At 65.7% G+C, this 15,303-nt stretch carries 13 protein-coding genes; 8 read left to right on the top strand and 5 right to left on the bottom strand.

Features of this window, described 5'->3' with window-relative positions; translation table 11 throughout:
- Window positions 1-84: 84 nt before the first annotated feature.
- Entirely contained in the window at window positions 85-762 is a 678-nt protein-coding gene (locus tag ABFD92_03985; protein MEN6503676.1) for a Crp/Fnr family transcriptional regulator, read from the bottom strand.
- 132 nt (window positions 763-894) lie between these two features.
- The gene (locus tag ABFD92_03980; protein ID MEN6503675.1) at window positions 895-1,965 is read right to left on the bottom strand and encodes an ABC transporter ATP-binding protein; all 1,071 of its coding nucleotides are present in this window, start codon (window positions 1,963-1,965) and stop codon (window positions 895-897) included.
- A 159-nt stretch (window positions 1,966-2,124) separates the two neighbouring features.
- On the opposite strand from ABFD92_03980, the gene ABFD92_03975 reads away from it, so the two are divergent.
- A complete protein-coding gene (locus ABFD92_03975) occupies window positions 2,125-2,712 on the top strand; it encodes a four helix bundle suffix domain-containing protein (protein ID MEN6503674.1) in 588 nt (195 codons plus the stop codon).
- Between the two features lie 42 nt (window positions 2,713-2,754).
- Here ABFD92_03975 and ABFD92_03970 read toward each other — a convergent pair whose 3' ends face one another.
- Together ABFD92_03970 and ABFD92_03965 are read right to left on the bottom strand one after the other, a co-directional pair.
- The gene (locus tag ABFD92_03970; protein ID MEN6503673.1) at window positions 2,755-4,500 is read right to left on the bottom strand and encodes an iron ABC transporter permease; all 1,746 of its coding nucleotides are present in this window, start codon (window positions 4,498-4,500) and stop codon (window positions 2,755-2,757) included.
- Entirely contained in the window at window positions 4,497-5,942 is a 1,446-nt protein-coding gene (locus tag ABFD92_03965; GenBank protein ID MEN6503672.1) for an ABC transporter substrate-binding protein, read from the bottom strand. The genes ABFD92_03970 and ABFD92_03965 overlap by 4 nt, the downstream gene beginning before the upstream one ends.
- Before the next feature lie 128 nt (window positions 5,943-6,070).
- Here ABFD92_03965 and ABFD92_03960 point away from each other — a divergent pair, with 128 nt between their 5' ends.
- Window positions 6,071-6,616 carry a hypothetical protein gene (locus ABFD92_03960; protein MEN6503671.1) on the top strand — a complete coding sequence of 182 codons (546 nt, stop codon included), beginning with the start codon at window positions 6,071-6,073 and terminating at the stop codon, window positions 6,614-6,616.
- Between the two features lie 107 nt (window positions 6,617-6,723).
- Here ABFD92_03960 and ABFD92_03955 read toward each other — a convergent pair whose 3' ends face one another.
- The gene (locus ABFD92_03955; GenBank protein MEN6503670.1) at window positions 6,724-7,548 is read right to left on the bottom strand and encodes a hypothetical protein; all 825 of its coding nucleotides are present in this window, start codon (window positions 7,546-7,548) and stop codon (window positions 6,724-6,726) included.
- A gap of 95 nt (window positions 7,549-7,643) precedes the next feature.
- Here ABFD92_03955 and ABFD92_03950 point away from each other — a divergent pair, with 95 nt between their 5' ends.
- From ABFD92_03950 to recQ, 6 genes are all read left to right on the top strand, one after another.
- Entirely contained in the window at window positions 7,644-8,639 is a 996-nt protein-coding gene (locus ABFD92_03950) for a phosphatase domain-containing protein (protein MEN6503669.1), read from the top strand.
- Complete coding sequence (locus ABFD92_03945) at window positions 8,636-10,036, top strand: hypothetical protein (GenBank protein MEN6503668.1); 1,401 nt, start codon at window positions 8,636-8,638, stop codon at window positions 10,034-10,036. The genes ABFD92_03950 and ABFD92_03945 overlap by 4 nt, the downstream gene beginning before the upstream one ends.
- A 430-nt stretch (window positions 10,037-10,466) precedes the next feature.
- Window positions 10,467-10,934, top strand: coding sequence for a hypothetical protein (locus ABFD92_03940; GenBank protein ID MEN6503667.1), 468 nt, complete (start codon window positions 10,467-10,469; stop codon window positions 10,932-10,934).
- A gap of 15 nt (window positions 10,935-10,949) precedes the next feature.
- Entirely contained in the window at window positions 10,950-11,324 is a 375-nt protein-coding gene (locus tag ABFD92_03935; GenBank protein MEN6503666.1) for a hypothetical protein, read from the top strand.
- A gap of 98 nt (window positions 11,325-11,422) precedes the next feature.
- Window positions 11,423-12,520 carry a UDP-N-acetylglucosamine 2-epimerase (non-hydrolyzing) gene (gene wecB, locus ABFD92_03930; GenBank protein MEN6503665.1) on the top strand — a complete coding sequence of 366 codons (1,098 nt, stop codon included), beginning with the start codon at window positions 11,423-11,425 and terminating at the stop codon, window positions 12,518-12,520.
- 239 nt (window positions 12,521-12,759) lie between these two features.
- Entirely contained in the window at window positions 12,760-14,592 is a 1,833-nt protein-coding gene (recQ, locus tag ABFD92_03925; protein MEN6503664.1) for a DNA helicase RecQ, read from the top strand.
- The last annotated feature ends 711 nt before the right edge of the window (window positions 14,593-15,303 follow it).

The raw sequence follows: 15,303 nt of genomic DNA, 5'->3' as shown, positions 1-15,303 counted from the left end.
GTGCGGCAGCCTTAGCTGCCGCTTTGGCAGTTTCTCGCAATTGAACAACTTCAAAAGCGGCAGCTAAGGCTGCCGCACTCCATATTAACCCGCTGAGGCCAGGGCTTCGAGGCCGCGCACATCCAGCAGGGTGATCTGCGAGCCTTTGACGTCGATGAGTTTCAGTGACTTGAGTTTGGCCAGCGCGCGGCTGAGCGTTTCGCTGACAGTGCCGATCTGGGCCGCCAACTCCCGCTTGGTGTGGGCGAGCTTGAAGGTCTTCCTGCCGGCGGCCCGTGACTGTCGCAGCAGGACGCCGGCCAGGCGGGCGGGGACTTCCTTGAGCGAGAGTTCCTCGATCAGGCGGTTGAACTCGTGCAACTTGGCCGACAGGCCCGCCATCATGCCCAGCGCCAGATCGGCGCTGCGGGCCAGGGCTCCGCGCAGCGACTGGCGCGAGATCACCAGCACCCGCGCGTCGGCGGCGGCCTCGGCGTACGCGGGGAAGTCGCCCCCGCTCAGCATGGCCGCTTCGCCGAAGGTGCTGCCGGGCCCGTAGAGGTGCAGGGTCTGCTCGTCGCCGCGGGGCGAGACGATGAAGATCTTCACCCGCCCCTCCAGCACCGCGAAGAACCGGTCCGCCGGCTGACCGGGCGAAAAGATCATCTGCCCCTTGCGGACCTTCTGCACGCGGCACTGGTGAGCGAACGCCTCGACGGCCTGTTCGTCCAAAGCGGAGAACATCGCCGTGGCCTTAAGCACGTTGATCAGTTCGTTGTCCATAGTTGCCCGGGCATAGTAGCACGGGCGTCTCGCCCGTGAGTCGCATGGGCGTCTCGCCCATGCCCGTGTCGCGTCCCGGCCCCCATGGCGACCCGCGAGAAACAACAACGCGTGTCGCCATGGCACCCGGGATCATTCCATCAGCAGCGCCACGTCTTGCGCGTCGACGCGCAACTGCACGCGATCGCCAGCCGCCAAGCCGTCGGTCACCCCGGCCAGCGACGTCACGCGCCAGGCAGAACCATCGCCCATGCGGCAGCAATACTGCCGAACCTCGCCCATGAACGTGCTGCTCTCGATCGTCGCATCGAGCCCGCCTGCCCCGCCCGCCGGCGCCTGGCCGCGTTCCACGCTGATTCGTTCGGGCCTCACGCAGCACGTGACAGCCGCCCCGGGAGCGATGCCCTCTCTGGAAACCGCCGGCAGCACGCCCAGCGGCGTTTGAACTTCTTTGCCGCCGGCAGTGCCGCTGATGAAGTTCGCTTCGCCCAGAAACTCAGCCACGAACCGCGTGGCGGGGCGGTGATAGAGCGCCTCGGGCGTGTCGACCTGCACGACGCGCCCGGCGTCCATGACGGCCACCCGGTCGGCCATCGACAGCGCCTCTTTCTGGTCGTGCGTGACATAGACCGCCGTGGAGCCGGCGCTTTTGATCAGCGATCGCAGCTCGCCGCGCATGTAAGCACGCAGCTTGGCGTCGAGGTTGCTCAGGGGTTCGTCGAGCAGCAGGCAGGCCGCCTCGGCCGCCAGCGCCCGCGCCACCGCGACGCGCTGCTGCTGTCCGCCGGAAAGCTGGTTGGGTTTGCGGGCGGCGTAGCGTTCCATCTCGACGCGCTGAAGACTCTTGGCGGCAACCTTGCCCCGCTCGGCGGCTGCCAGGCCGCGCATCCTCGGACCAAACTCGACGTTCTGCTGCACGCTCATGTGAGGCCAGAGGGCATAGTTCTGAAAGACCATCGCGGTGTTGCGGCGTTCGATGGGCAGGTCGGTCACGTCGCGCTCGCCCAGCCGCACGCGACCGGACGTCGGGGCCAGCAGCCCGGCGATGATCCGCAGCAGCGTCGTCTTGCCGCACCCGCTGGGCCCCAGCAGGAAGAACAGCTCGCCGGGCCGGACGTGCAGGTTTACATCCCGCAGTGCCCAGGCTGCAGAAGCGCCGCTGCCGTACTGCTTGCTGATCTGTTCAAGATGGATGTCGATCATGGAGGCATTGTACCGGGAGACAACAAAGGACAAAAGGGACTGCAGGGACTGCAAGGACCATGAGGGCCCTGATGGAAACTCACTTTCGTTCCTGCTCCAAGAATGCTAAAGTCCTTGCGGTCCTTGCAGTCCTTTGGGTCCTTTCCCCGGGAGCGTCGCATGAGCCAAGGTTTCATACCTCCCCATGGCGGCTACAAAAAGCTGCTCTCTTATCAGAAGAGCGAAATCGTCTACGATGCAACTGTCTGCTTCTGTGATCGCTTCATCGACAAGCGCAGCCGCACGCACGACCAGATGGTCCAGGCGGCCCGGTCGGGCAAGCAGAATATCGTCGAAGGCAGCATGGCGTCGGGCACGTCGAAAGAAATGGAGATCAAGCTGACCAACGTGGCGCGGGCGAGCCTGGAGGAACTCTTGGCCGACTACCGCGACTTCCTGCGCGCCCGCAAGCTCGAGGAATGGACGTCGGAGCACCCGTACGCCAGACGGTTGCGGGAGCTCAATCGCGCGCCCGGCGCTGGGTACGCCACGTTCGCCCGTGGCATTGAGAACTCGGACCCGGCGGTCAGCGCCAACGTGATCATCGGGCTGATCCGCGTGTGCAGCTATCTTTTGGATCGGCAGATCCGAGAGTTGGAGGCGGCTTTTCTCAAGGAAGGCGGCTTACGGGAGCGGATGACGGCGGCCAGGCTGAAAGCAAGAAAGGACCAAAAGGACCGCAGTGACGGCAAGGACAAGGGACGCTGATTCTGTCCCTGCAGTCCTTGCAGTCCCTTTGGTCCTTTTCTTCTAAGCCCTGAAGATCGCGCCCAATTTCTTGCCCATCAGCGCCGTGGCGGCGGCCATCGTTGCGGCCAGCATGGCCATGCCATAGACGCCCAGGGCGGCGGCCTGTCGCGGCGTCTCGGGCGAACCGGCGCTGGTGGCCAGGTTCCAGATCTGCTTGGTGATGGGATAGTGCTGGGGCAACTGGGCCAGGATCAGCGAGTCGCTGACCTCCAGCACCGTAAAGGCGAAGGTCAGCACGGCCGCGGCGATCAGGTTGGCGGCGATCAGCGGCAGCGTGATGCGCCAGGCGGCGCCGGCCGGCGTGGCGCCGAGATTCCGGGCGGCTTCTTCCAGCGACGGCGGCACCTGCGCCAGCCCGGCTGAGGCGCCCCGCACCATGAACGGCACGCGTCGCACCGCGTACGCCACCACCAGGATGATAAACGGATTGTGCCGCGGCCCGATGCTCTCGAGCGGCCCGGCCGCCGTCAGCGCGACGTATCCCGCCGCCAGGATCACGCCCGGCACCGCCAGGGGAAGCATCGCCATGCCGTCGAGCCACGCGCCGCCGCGCACCTTGACCCGCACCACCAGCAGGGCGATGGCCAAGCCGATGATCACGTCGAGCAGCGTGGCTGTCCCGGCGTATTTGAGGCTGTTGACGATGCTGGCGTAGGTCGCCGGGTCGCTGACGACGAACTTGAGATGCTCCAGCGTGTACTGGCTGGGCAGAACCGTGTTGACCCATCGCTGCGACAGGGCCATCAGCACCACGCCCGCGTGCGGCGCCAGGGCCGCCGCAGCGAGTCCGCCCATCAGCGCCCAGGCCCCCAGCGTGCCCGCGGCGCCCAACTGCCGCGGCTGATCGGCGAAGGAGGCCTTGGACGCCTCGCCGGCGGCGTGGCGCCCGAAGATGAACTTGCCCACGACGTACAACATGACGGAGCTGCCGAGCATGAGAAAGACCAGCGAGAAGGTCCGCCCGCCGGTGTCGCTGCTGACGAGCTCCTTGAAGATCGTCACCGGCAGCAGGTTCTGGTAGTCGAGCATGAGCGGCACGCCCACGTCGGTGAACGACCAGATGAACACCAGCGTCGCCCCGGCGAACAGGCCCGGCGCCATCAGCGGCAGCGTGATGCGAAAGAACGTCCGCAGCGGCGAGGCCCCCAGATTGCGGGCTGCCTGCGCGTACGCCGGATCGACATTGGCCAGCGCGGCGGCGGCGTTGAGGTACAGGATCGGGAACAGGTGCAGGGCCTGAAGCACGGCCGCGCCGGCAAAGCCTCCGCCCAGCCAGTCCGGCGGCAGGTCGCGCGAGAAGTCCAGCAGGCCCATGTGCTCCAGCAGCAGATTGAACGATCCGTACCGGCTGGCCAGATGCTGCAGCGACAAGGCCCCCACAAAGGGCGGCAGGATCAGCGGCGCCAGCACCAGCAGCCCCAGCAACCCCTGCCCGCGGAACCGGCATCGCACGCGCAACACCGCCAGCGGCACGCCCATCAGCAGGCACAGGCCGGTTGTCGTCGCCGCCAGCAGCACCGAGTTGCCCAACTGGCCCATCAGGACCGGGTTGCCCAGCACGCGGCCCAGCCAATACAGGCTGGGCTGGTCCTTGAGCATGAAGCCCTTGGCAATGGCCGTGGCGACCGGAACGATCAGCGTTGCCAGCAGGGCCGCCCCGATCACAATCGCCGCGGTGACGGACACCGGGCCGCCCCGCCGGGTTTTGCGCTGCGGCAACACGATGGGCATCGGCAGGTCTGTCATGGGGCGTTCTCCGGCGAGGCCAGGCCGCGGGCGATCCGGTCATATTTCTCGGCAAAGAACGCCTGCCACTGGGTCAGAAGCTTTTCCCGCTCCACTTCGTCCTTGAGCCGTGGGCTCAATTTGGCCATCTCCTCCAGGGTCGCCACATTGTCCGGCAGGCGGTTGAACTGGCGCCGCAGCGCGGCGGCCTCGTCGGCGCCGGCGGCGGCGGCCATCCGCCGCCGAGCGGCCTTGAGCGCCTGGGCGTTGTCGACGGCGGCGGTCTTGACCAGTTGCCGCAGGGCATCGAAGCTGACCTTGCGCCCGAAGCCTTGCAGCGTCATGGACTGGCCGGCCTCGTAGGGATCCGCCAGGCCGCCCATGAATTGTCCGCCGTAGAGGCGGTAGACGTCTTTGCGAATGGGCAGGCGGCCCAGGGCGTTTCGCACTGGTCCGTCGGGGCTGCCTACAGGCAGGGCCCAAAGCGCTTGTCCTCGGGCGGAGAGCACAAAGTTCACGAACTCTTGCGCCAGTTCCGGATGCGGGGGCTTTCTCAAAACGGCGATAGGGTCGGGGGTGAAGGTCGTCTGCCCGTGCGGGCTGACGTAGACGATCTCGCCCGGAGCCTCGGCCACGCGCAGGGCGCCATAGAAGTCGATGCAGGCCGCCACCAGCGCCGTGCCGACCAGCGGACCGCTGGCGGCGGTGCCGGCGCTGTCGCTGAAGCGGTCGGCGTTGGCCAGCATCGCCAGCAGGCGCGCCCATCCGTCGGGCCAGTCCTTGCCCGAGCGCACGACGGTCAGATAAGCGGCGGCGGCCGAACTCGACTGGGCCGGGTCCGCCAAGGTGATCCGGTCGGCCAGTTCAGGGCGTGCCAGGTCCTGCCACTGAGCAGGAAAGGCGACGCCGCATCGTCGGAGCATCGTAGCGTTGTAGACGAACCCAAACGCGCTGACGACCGAGCCGGCCCAATAGCCGTCCTTCTCGTAGAAGGTGACGCCTCCCAGTTCGCGGGGGATCTGCTCGAGAATCTCCGGCCGCAGGTCAAGCCGCTCGAGCATCTGGTTCTGCGTGTAGAAGGGGTAGTCGAGATCGCCGCCACCCCAGAGCACATCAATATCGGCTGAGGAAGCCTTGCCGACAACCAGCACGTTCGTGAGGTGCTTGCGGATGGCGCTGCCCCCGCCGCCGACGTCGCGCCACTCGCAGCGCACGCGCCGCCCGCGGCGCAGGGCCTGGTCCAGCGAGAAGGCCCACTCGAACTCCTGCTGGATGTTGCGATTGTGCGGGCTGATGAGCACCAGCGTCTCTTGGGGCAGATCAGCCAGGCCCTTGCCCCAGCGGGCGCGCACCTGTGCATCGGCGGCGCGCGTGCGGGCGTCGTCAGGCAGGTAGCTCTCGGCCGACGAGCACGCGCCCAGGACCATCGCGACGGCCATCATGATTGCAGCGGCGGGTTTCATGGCCTCTGAGCATACCGCGCCGCGGGATGTCGTCACAGATGGCACATGGCGGATCTTTGTTTCTTGTGTGCAAGCCGGGGGCCGCCCTAGAATTGCCTGTCCGTGCGGGGCGGCGAGGAGACTGATCCATGTGGGACACAATCTGGGACATCCTGAAGCACCCCTTTACCTGGGGGCTGCTGATCGGCCTGTTCGCGGTGCTGATGATCGCGTACGTCGGCATCGTCAAGCGGCTGGCTCTGAAGCGCCAGCTCGCCGAGCGTGACAGGCAGATTGCCGATCTCAAGAGCTATCTTTCGACGCACCTGGACGTGACGAGCCAGGGCGTGGCCCAGCGCCAAAGCCAGATCGAGGACCTTCGCCAGCAGAACGAGAACCTGCGCGTGGCCATCGGCGCGCTGCAGGAAAAGCCCGACCGGCGCGAGCGGCGCACGCTCGAGGTCTACCAGCGGGCGATCGAGATGATGAACGAGAACGCCCCGGCCTTTGCCGGCGTCTGGCAGGCGTGCGTGCGCCGGGCCGAGGACGAACTCGCCGCCGCCCAGCGAGGAACCATCAGCCGCGTGTGGAACAAGCTCTTTCCGGCGCGCGGCGTCGAATCGCGCGCCCTGCCGCAGGACACGGCCGAGGACAAGGGCGACGAAACCGACGAGGGCGACAAGCCCAAAGAGTGAGCCTGCCGCGTCGTGTACCCTGCTCAGCGCAAGTATTCATCAAAGCCACACAACGGCTTTGATAAATACTTGGTGCCTCCGCCGCGACTTTCCCCCGGGACTGGGTGTCACTTCTTCGTCGCCTGCGTGCCTGGCCGAGCGGCGGCGATGATCTCCCGCGCGTGCTCGACGCGATGGACCGCCTGGCGGAGCTCTTCGTCGTCGCCGCCGCCATCGAGCAGCCGGCGGTAGCGTTCCAGCACGACAGTCAGATCGCCCTGCTCCGCCGCGGCGCGACGCTCCAGTTCGAGCGTTTCGTTGAAGCGCGCGTTGACGCTGTCGCGTTCGAAAGGCCATACGACGCGTCGCGGAACGCTGGCGGTCATCTCGACCGGGGCGAGCATGTCGCAGAGCTCTTTGACGCACAGGGCGAAAAGCTCCTCGGTCACCACGTCGACATCCGGAACGCGCGACGGGTCGTCAGGGCGGTGCAGGCCGTTGGGGCCTCGCACGCGCGGGTCGCCCATCGACTTCCACTGGTGCCGCAGCTCGATGTCGGCCCTGCCCCCGCCGTCGGCGGCGACGCCAAAGACCGCCCGCACCCTCACCGTGCGCACCAGGGCAGGCACGGCCTGCTGCTGCGTCGTTCCGCGATGGCGCACGAGCAACTGTCGCGGCTGAGTATGGTCCGTCACCTCGGTCCAGACATGGGCGGTGACTCCGGCCGACGGCGCCGAATCCGCCCCGCGCAGACACTGGGCTTGCGTGCGGCGAAAGATCTCGCCGAGCCGCTGCCCGGCTGGCGGGTCGGCCTGGAGCGAAACCAATCGCAGACGGGATACGGTGCCCCCCAGCGGCGCCGCCGGCGGCAGGACGTACTTGACCTCCACCGTCTGTCCGCAGCCCGCGGCGGCCGCGGCGACCATGATCAGTGCCAGCGATCGTGCCTTCACGTCGTCCCTTCCCCCTGCGATGAGTCCATCGCTTATGCTAGCGCGGCGGAAGGTTTGTTTTCCACGCGCTAAACTTCAGGCTGGGGAAACGGCTCATGTGGAAGACAATAGTTGTCTTGGCCCTGGCGGCGTGCTGCTGCACCGGGTGCGGGGTGTCCGGCGTGCTGGGCGACACGCGTGACGGACTGCTGATCACGCTGGACGTGCTGACGCCGCCGCGGCGCCGGGTGGATCTCGAAGCGCGCCTGCGCACGGGCGACCTGCTGCGCAGCAGCCCCGGCTACGTCATCGTGTTCCGCCGCGCGGGGCAGGCGCCCACGTTCGCCCAGACCGATGACCAGGGCGCCGCCAAGGTCGCCTTCACGCCGCCGGCGGAGGGGGATTACCAATTCACTGCCGCCGTCTCGCCGGTGGGCCTGCGCGCCAAGCCCCCGCACGACCAGGCCCTGACGATCTACTGCCGCAAGAGCGACTGCCCCATCGCCGTCGTCGACCTGGACTACACGATCGTGGCCGGCGGCTTCGAGCAACTGCTCCTCAACCGGCCGGGGGAAACTGCACCCATGGCCCATTCACAGGAGGTGCTGGCTCAACTGGCGGCCTCGCACACGATCGTCTACCTCACGCACCGGCCCAACTATTTCACCAACACGACCCGCCAGTGGCTGCGGGACCACCGCTTTCCGCGCGGTCCGCTTCTGCTGGCGGAGTGGACGAGTTTCCTGCGCGGCAGCTCCGAATACAAAGCTGAGGCGCTGACGGGTCTGCAGAAGGATTTCTCGCGGGTAGAACTGGGCATCGGCAATCGCATCGGCGACGTGCAGGCGTACCACGACAGCGGCATGAAGTCGTTCCTGATCTTCGAGCCTCCCGATGCGCCGCCGCCGCAACTGCGCGAGCTGGCGGGCAAGATACGCCGCTTGCCCCAGGACGTGCAGGTCGTTTCCTCGTGGCGGCAGATCGGCCTGGCGCTGAATGGAAGGGGCACGTTCCCGCCGTCGGCAATGGCCCAGCGGCTGGAGGAGATGGCCCGCCGGAAGAACCCTTCAGCCGCCCCGACCTCTCAAGGGGCCCGGAGGACGTTGGAATGAACCCCCGCGCCGGGACTTCGCGATCCGTCCTCTGGGTCCTGGTGTCGGCCGTGGCACTCTGCGCCGGCGGCTGCCTGCGGCAGGAGAAACTCGCCCCCGGCGAGTTCGACCGCTACTGGACCATCGACGCCGATCCGACCGTCGGCGTCTCGCCGGCGCTGATGGACATCGGCGGGCGGCAGGTGCCCTCCGTCTGGACGATCCGCCGCACGCAGGATGCGCAATTGGCCGCGACCAGCCTGACCCAAGTCAAGAACGCCCTCCAGGGGCACGCCCCAAAGGTGGAACTCAACTTCACTGCCGGGCAAGCCCAGAGGCTGGCGGCCCTGTTGGAAAAGACCCGCGTGCAACTGGACAATCTGGCCGAGGTGCTGGCGGGGCAGTGGTATGAAGACCCGCACCGCTGGGCGCAGAAGATCGCCTCGGCGTTGGCCGCCGGCCAAAGGGTTATCCGCGCCGCCGAGGGACGCGGCGCCCCGGGCCTCGGCGGCAAAGCCGGCATCGCCGCGCGGCCGATCCTCGATATGTTGCTGACACAGTTCAACGAAAGAATCATCACTGCCCCCATGGACGACGACGACTACACCCAGTTCCGCCAGGTCCTGACGCAGATCACGCTGCAGATCGGTTTCGCCTGGGCGGGCAAGATCGCCCCGCCGGACCTGCGCCCGCTGGTGATGGCCGAACTCGACCGCAGCGACCGGCGCGAGGACCTCGAGGACCGCCTGGCAGAACTTCTGGAGCGATACTACCGCCGCGCGCCGTCGGCCCCCAGCACCGGCGAGTTGCCCCGCGCCGCCGAGAAGGGCCTCAGGATCGCCATCCTGTCCCTGGGACTGGTAGCCGAACTCGTCCGCCAATGGGACCGTCTCGATCACGTCACGCTGACCTTCTACAGAAGCGGCGAAGATTTGTGGATCGCTATCGACATCCAGGTCTCGCCCGGGCGCAGGGTGAGCATCGCCTATGACAGCCCGCTGGCGCCGACGTTCGTCTTCTCCGGCGCCAGCCGCGTGGTGGTCGTTCCACGCCGCCAGAGCGATTCACTGGCCGTGCTTTTCCCTCCCGCCGGACCCGGCGGAGTGCAGGTGCATTTCGGAGGCCTCATGCGCAGCCTGCGCCTGGTCGTGCCGGTAGACACCTCCCGTCTGCGACAGATCACGTTCTACCGCGACGGTCTTATCGGCGCCCCGGGCGTCACGAACGTGACGATCGCGATGTACGACGTGGACGAGACCGGCGACGCGCGGCGCCTGCTGTCGGTCCAGCACAGAAAGACCACCGTGATCCGCCGCACCGCAATGTCGGTCGAAACGCCCGCCGTTGAGAGCGTGTGGCTGTTCAACTTTGTGACGCCCCAGCGTCGGTATTTTTTTGAAGACTCGCGGGGGGAATAGTCCGTCGGCGACTCCACGAACTCCTAACGATCCGGGTTTGGGTGCTTTTGTTCACCATGGACCATGAGAATTAAATCGCTGCACCTCCAGGCCAAACAACTTTGCCACAAAGATTTCATCGCGGGCTTGGCCTGCAACCTGTTGCAGAATGCGATTACTGCCGCCGACATCAAGCCGCAGAGGTCGCTGAGGACGCTGAGGATGTGAAAAGACAAAACAACTTCTTCCCTCAGCGACCTCAGCGACCTCAGCGGCTGATTTGATCCCCCCGGATCAAATCAGTACGGGAATTCAGGAGACGAGGCATTAGTGGTACCAAGGTACGCATTGACCCGCTCGGCTGGCAGGGCCTATAATTGCGGCCTTGAGAACTCGCGTATTACAATCGGTTCTTGTGGCCTGCCTGACGTTGCTGAGCGGGTGCGGCGACATGTCCGGAGTCTTTAAGGGCTCGTCGCAGGACCTGACGACGTTCGAGGCCGGTTCCATCCCCCTACCCAGCCCGATCGACACCATGCTGCCGGCCAAATTGCGGGTCCATCCATTTTCGGCAATCAAGCTGCTCGACGCCAAGAGCGGCTACGGTCTCGATGTCCGCGTCGAGGCGCTCGACGCCTTCGGCGACACGACCAAAGCGTTTGGGACGTTCCGCTTCGAGTTGTTCAGCTTCGTTCCGGGCACGACCGATCCGCGCGGCGGGCGGTTGATCACCTGGCAAGTGCCGCTGGGCGACGTCAAGAGCAACATGATGCATTGGCAGAAGATGGATCGCAATTACCGCTTCCGCCTCCAATGGAGCGGCGCCGAGCCCGGCGCCCAATATGTCCTGGTGGTGTATTACTCGAGCCCCTACACCCAGCGGATCGAGGTCCAACACCAACTGGTTGCCGAGAAGTAGCCCCTGGAGATCGTGATGAACAGGGTCCTGCCGTGGATGGTGACGATGGCGCTGCTGGGCGGCTGCACGAACACGCCGCAGTTTTCGCGTCAGCGGTATGACACGCTCTACACCGGCATGCCCGCTTATGAGGTGCGGGGCATCCTGGGCAAACCCAAGATCGAAGGCCCCGACGCCTGGGAGTACGAGCACTTCAAACCGTACTACAAGGCGATCATCCACTTCCACAACGGCGCGGTAGCCCGGCGAGAATGGATGAACGACCCGCCCCAGGCAAAGCTGCCACCCTCGGCGCCGCAACCCGCAGCCGATCCTGCGCCCGATCCCGCGCCCGAGCCTGCACCTGAGCCTGCGCCTCAAGATCCCGTGATCGCGCCAGGCGATCCATAAGAGCTTGCTGTTTGGCGTTCCTGCAGTTCTTCGGGGCGCAACCTCTGGATGACCGGATTCTTGTGGGGTATCATTACGATCGTGAGAAAGGATTCCCAATGAAGATCATCAATGTCGCCGGGGCACGTCCGAACTTTATGAAGATCGCGCCTCTGATGGAAGCCTTCGCCGCCACGCCGGGCATCGAGCCCATGCTCGTCCACACCGGCCAGCATTACGACAAGAAAATGAGCGATCTGTTCTTCGAGCAGTTGGGCATTCCCCAACCCGACGTGAACCTCGGCGTCGGGTCGGGCAGCCACGCCGTGCAGACCGCCGAGGTCATGAAGGCCTTCGAGCCGGTCGTGCTCGAACACAAGCCCGATATGGTCCTGGTCGTCGGCGACGTCAACAGCACCATCGCCTGCGGCCTGGTGGCCGTCAAGCTCGGCGTCACGCTGGTGCATGTCGAGGCGGGGCTGCGCAGCAACGACCGCCGCATGCCCGAGGAGATCAACCGCGTCCTGACCGACTCGATCAGCGACATCCTCTTCTGCACCGAACAAAGCGGCGTGGACAACCTGCTCCGCGAGGGCGTGGCCCCGCATCGCATCCACCTGGTCGGCAACGTGATGATCGACACGCTGCTCAAGAACCGCGACAAGGCCGAGCAGTCCACCGTGCTCGATGAGCTCAAAATCGCACCCGGTTCGTACGCGGTCCTGACGCTGCACCGCCCCAGCAACGTCGACGACCCTGCCGTGCTCGGCGGCCTGCTCGAGGCCCTCGATGTCGTGCAGAAAGACATGCCCATCATCTTCCCCATCCACCCCCGCACGCGCAAGAACCTCTCGACCGGGCCGCTGTCGGCCCGACTGGCGGCCATGCCCAACCTGCGACTGGTCGACCCGATGGGTTATCTCGATTTCCTCAAACTCACCGCCCACGCCCGGATCGTGCTGACCGACTCGGGCGGCATCCAGGAAGAGACGACCATCCTCAAGGTGCCCTGCCTGACGCTGCGGGAGAACACCGAGCGGCCCGTCACGGCAGAGGTCGGCTCGAACATGATCGTCGGCACCGATCCGCGGAAGATCATCGAAGCCTACCGCGCGACGATGGCCGGCAAAGGCGCCCCGGGCAAGATCCCCCCGCTCTGGGACGGCCAAGCCGCCCAGCGCATCGCCGCAATACTGAAAACAACAGCAAGAAATTAGTCCACGAACCTGTCCGCCGTAGCCTTGGCGAAGGCGGATGACACGAATAGGAACGGGGAAAAAGCAGGAAGAAGGGAATGATGGAATGGTGGAATGAACGGAATCAATGGTACAGATCGGCCCAGCCTTCCATTCCTTATTTCCATTATTCCATTCTTCCAATATTCCGTCTTTGTTTCCCCCATTCGTGACATTCGTGACATTCGTGGACGTAATCTTGTTTTTCGGAAGAGAATGACATGAGCGCACAACCAGATCCGGTCCTGGCGGCTTTGAAGAAGATATTTGGGTTTGCAGCCTTTCGCGCCAACCAGGAATCGATCGTTCGGGCGATCATCGCCGGGCGCGACGTCTTTGCCGTCATGCCCACCGGCGGGGGCAAGAGCCTGTGCTACCAGTTGCCCTCGCACCTGATGGCCGGCACGTGCGTGGTGATCAGCCCGCTGATCTCGCTGATGAAAGACCAGGTCGACGGCGCCAAGGGCACCGGCCTGCATGCAGAGTTCCTCAACAGCGCCATGGACGACACCGCCCGCCGCGGGGTGTACCACCGCCTGCGGGCCGGCGAGCTGGACCTGCTGTACGTCTCGCCCGAGCGGCTGGCGATGGACCATTTCATCGCCGCCCTGCGCGAGTCGAAGATCTGCCTGTTCGCCGTCGACGAGGCCCACTGCATCAGCGAGTGGGGCCACGACTTCCGCCCCGACTACCTGCAGCTTTCGCAGCTCGTCAAGGCGTTCAAGGACGTTCCTGTCGCGGCCTTCACCGCCACCGCCACCCATCGCGTGCAGGAGGACGTCATCGCTCGCCTGGGCCTGCGCCGCCCGCACGTGACGCGCGCATCGTTCGACCGGCCCAACCTCTTCTATGAAGTGCAGACCAAGGGCGACCTGGACCGCCAGCTCCTGAAGTTCATCAAAGCACACGCCGACGAGAGCGGGATCGTCTACCGCACCACGCGCAAGGACGTCGAGGCCACCGCCGCGGCGCTCAAGAGCGGCGGGATCAAGGCCCTGCCCTACCACGCCGGCCTGACTCCCGAGACCCGCCGCAAGAACCAGGAGGCCTTCAACAACGACAAGGTCCAGGTCGTCGTCGCCACCATCGCCTTCGGCATGGGGATCGACAAGTCCAACGTGCGGTTCGTCGTGCATGGCGACCTGCCCAAGAACATGGAAGGCTACTACCAGGAGACCGGCCGCGCCGGACGCGACGGCGAGGCGGCGCGGTGCCTGCTGTTCTTCTCGCGGGCGGACATACCCAAGATTCGCTACTTCATCGACGCCATCGAGGACGACACGCTGCGGGCCGCCGCGGCGGCGCAGTTGTCCGGCATGGTCCGCTACGCCACCGCCAGCGCCTGCCGGCGCGCCCAACTGCTGGCGTACTTCGGCGAGACGTACCCCCACGACAACTGCCAGGCCTGCGACGTCTGCTCGGGCAACGTCGAACTGATCGAGGCCACCGTCGAGGCGCAGATCCTGATGTCTGCCGTGGCTCGCACTGGCGAGCGGTTCGGGGCCAATCACGTGGTGGACGTCGTCATCGGCGCCAACACCGAACGGATCCGCTCGCTCGGTCACGACCAGATCAAGACTTACGGCGCCGGCAAAGACCGCGGCGACAAACGCGCGTGGCTCAACATCGTCGACAACCTCATCGCCCAGCAGTGCCTGCTGGTGGCCGGCGACCGCTACCCCGTGCTGGGCCTGAGCGACAAGGGCCGCGACGTGCTCTTTGGCCGGGCGACGTTCAAGGTGCTGCGCCGCACGGAAGAGCCCGCCGCCAAAGTGCGAGTCCGCAAGGGCCGCTCCGCCGGCACGTCCGAGGCCGCCGCGCCGATCACCGATTACGACCCGGATCTGTTCCAGAAGCTCCGCGAGGTGCGCAGCGCCCTGGCCTTTGAGCGCGGCGTGCCGCCGTACGTGGTCTTCTCCGACCGCACCCTGCACGAGATGGCCCGCGACCTGCCCACCACCCCCCAGGCCCTGCTCGAAATCACCGGCGTAGGCCAGAAGAAGCTCGACCTGTTCGGCCAAAAGTTCCTCGAGGCGATCCGCAACTACAAATGATTGCCGTCGCCGCAAGGCGACCCTGGAGTGCGGCGGCCGTGACGCCGCCCTGGATGTTTTTTCAACCAGCCGGTGACTATGGAGTACGGCAGCCATAGCTGCCTCTTTCAAAGTTTCTCCAGACCGGCACTGCGACCGGCAGAAGGTCCGCAATCGCAACCTCGCAATCATGTCCTCGAATAACCCGATTCCCAACATCCGCACGCACTAACGCCATCCGCAAGGCCGGCGCGGCGCAGGCGTGGGTGCGGCCTCGGCGGCATTTCCCGCCGGCGTGGGGCTCGCCTGGGCGCCAGTGTCTGGCGGCGTTTGCGGCTCCAACAAGCTGCGCCCTTCGACGGCGGTGTTGGCCGATTGCCGCGCGATGTCGTAGATGGTGGGCGAATCGGCCGCACTGTCCTGATAAGTGGTGGGCGACGCGGACGTGCAGGGCTCGTAGGTACTCGCGCACCCCGCTGCAAATAGCCCAGCCCCGGCAAGGACCGTCATCCCGAATGTAATTGCTGCACGCATAGCTTCTCCTCCCACAAAAGGCTCGTCTATTCCAGTGTACGAGCGGGCGAGAAGAATTAGACGCTCGGCCGTAGCCCAACTTCCGCAGTTATAGATTTATGCAGATTATTTTCGGTCGATTTGTGCAGGAATGGCGGTGCAATGGCGGCATTCTGCTACCCCAAAGGGTCTTTTCACTTGTTTTGGATCCGATCAGCC

This window comes from Planctomycetaceae bacterium (assembly GCA_039680605.1).
GTDB lineage: Bacteria > Planctomycetota > Phycisphaerae > SM23-33 > SM23-33 > JAJFUU01.
Note: the sequence above shows the minus strand (reverse complement) of the source record. Positions and strands in the feature narration are given on the sequence as shown.

Excerpts from the sequence above, each read along its gene's own strand:
- ABFD92_03935 (MEN6503666.1), top strand. The coding sequence starts at position 10,950 with ATGAACAGGGTCCTGCCGTGGATGGTGACGATGGCGCTGCTGGGCGGC.
- ABFD92_03950 (MEN6503669.1), top strand. The coding sequence starts at position 7,644 with ATGTGGAAGACAATAGTTGTCTTGGCCCTGGCGGCGTGCTGCTGCACC.
- ABFD92_03940 (MEN6503667.1), top strand. The coding sequence starts at position 10,467 with ATGTCCGGAGTCTTTAAGGGCTCGTCGCAGGACCTGACGACGTTCGAG.
- ABFD92_03970 (MEN6503673.1), bottom strand. The coding sequence starts at position 4,500 with ATGACAGACCTGCCGATGCCCATCGTGTTGCCGCAGCGCAAAACCCGG.
- ABFD92_03960 (MEN6503671.1), top strand. The coding sequence starts at position 6,071 with ATGTGGGACACAATCTGGGACATCCTGAAGCACCCCTTTACCTGGGGG.
- wecB (MEN6503665.1), top strand. The coding sequence starts at position 11,423 with ATGAAGATCATCAATGTCGCCGGGGCACGTCCGAACTTTATGAAGATC.
- ABFD92_03965 (MEN6503672.1), bottom strand. The coding sequence starts at position 5,942 with ATGAAACCCGCCGCTGCAATCATGATGGCCGTCGCGATGGTCCTGGGC.
- ABFD92_03980 (MEN6503675.1), bottom strand. The coding sequence starts at position 1,965 with ATGATCGACATCCATCTTGAACAGATCAGCAAGCAGTACGGCAGCGGC.
- ABFD92_03985 (MEN6503676.1), bottom strand. The coding sequence starts at position 762 with ATGGACAACGAACTGATCAACGTGCTTAAGGCCACGGCGATGTTCTCC.
- ABFD92_03945 (MEN6503668.1), top strand. The coding sequence starts at position 8,636 with ATGAACCCCCGCGCCGGGACTTCGCGATCCGTCCTCTGGGTCCTGGTG.
- recQ (MEN6503664.1), top strand. The coding sequence starts at position 12,760 with ATGAGCGCACAACCAGATCCGGTCCTGGCGGCTTTGAAGAAGATATTT.
- ABFD92_03975 (MEN6503674.1), top strand. The coding sequence starts at position 2,125 with ATGAGCCAAGGTTTCATACCTCCCCATGGCGGCTACAAAAAGCTGCTC.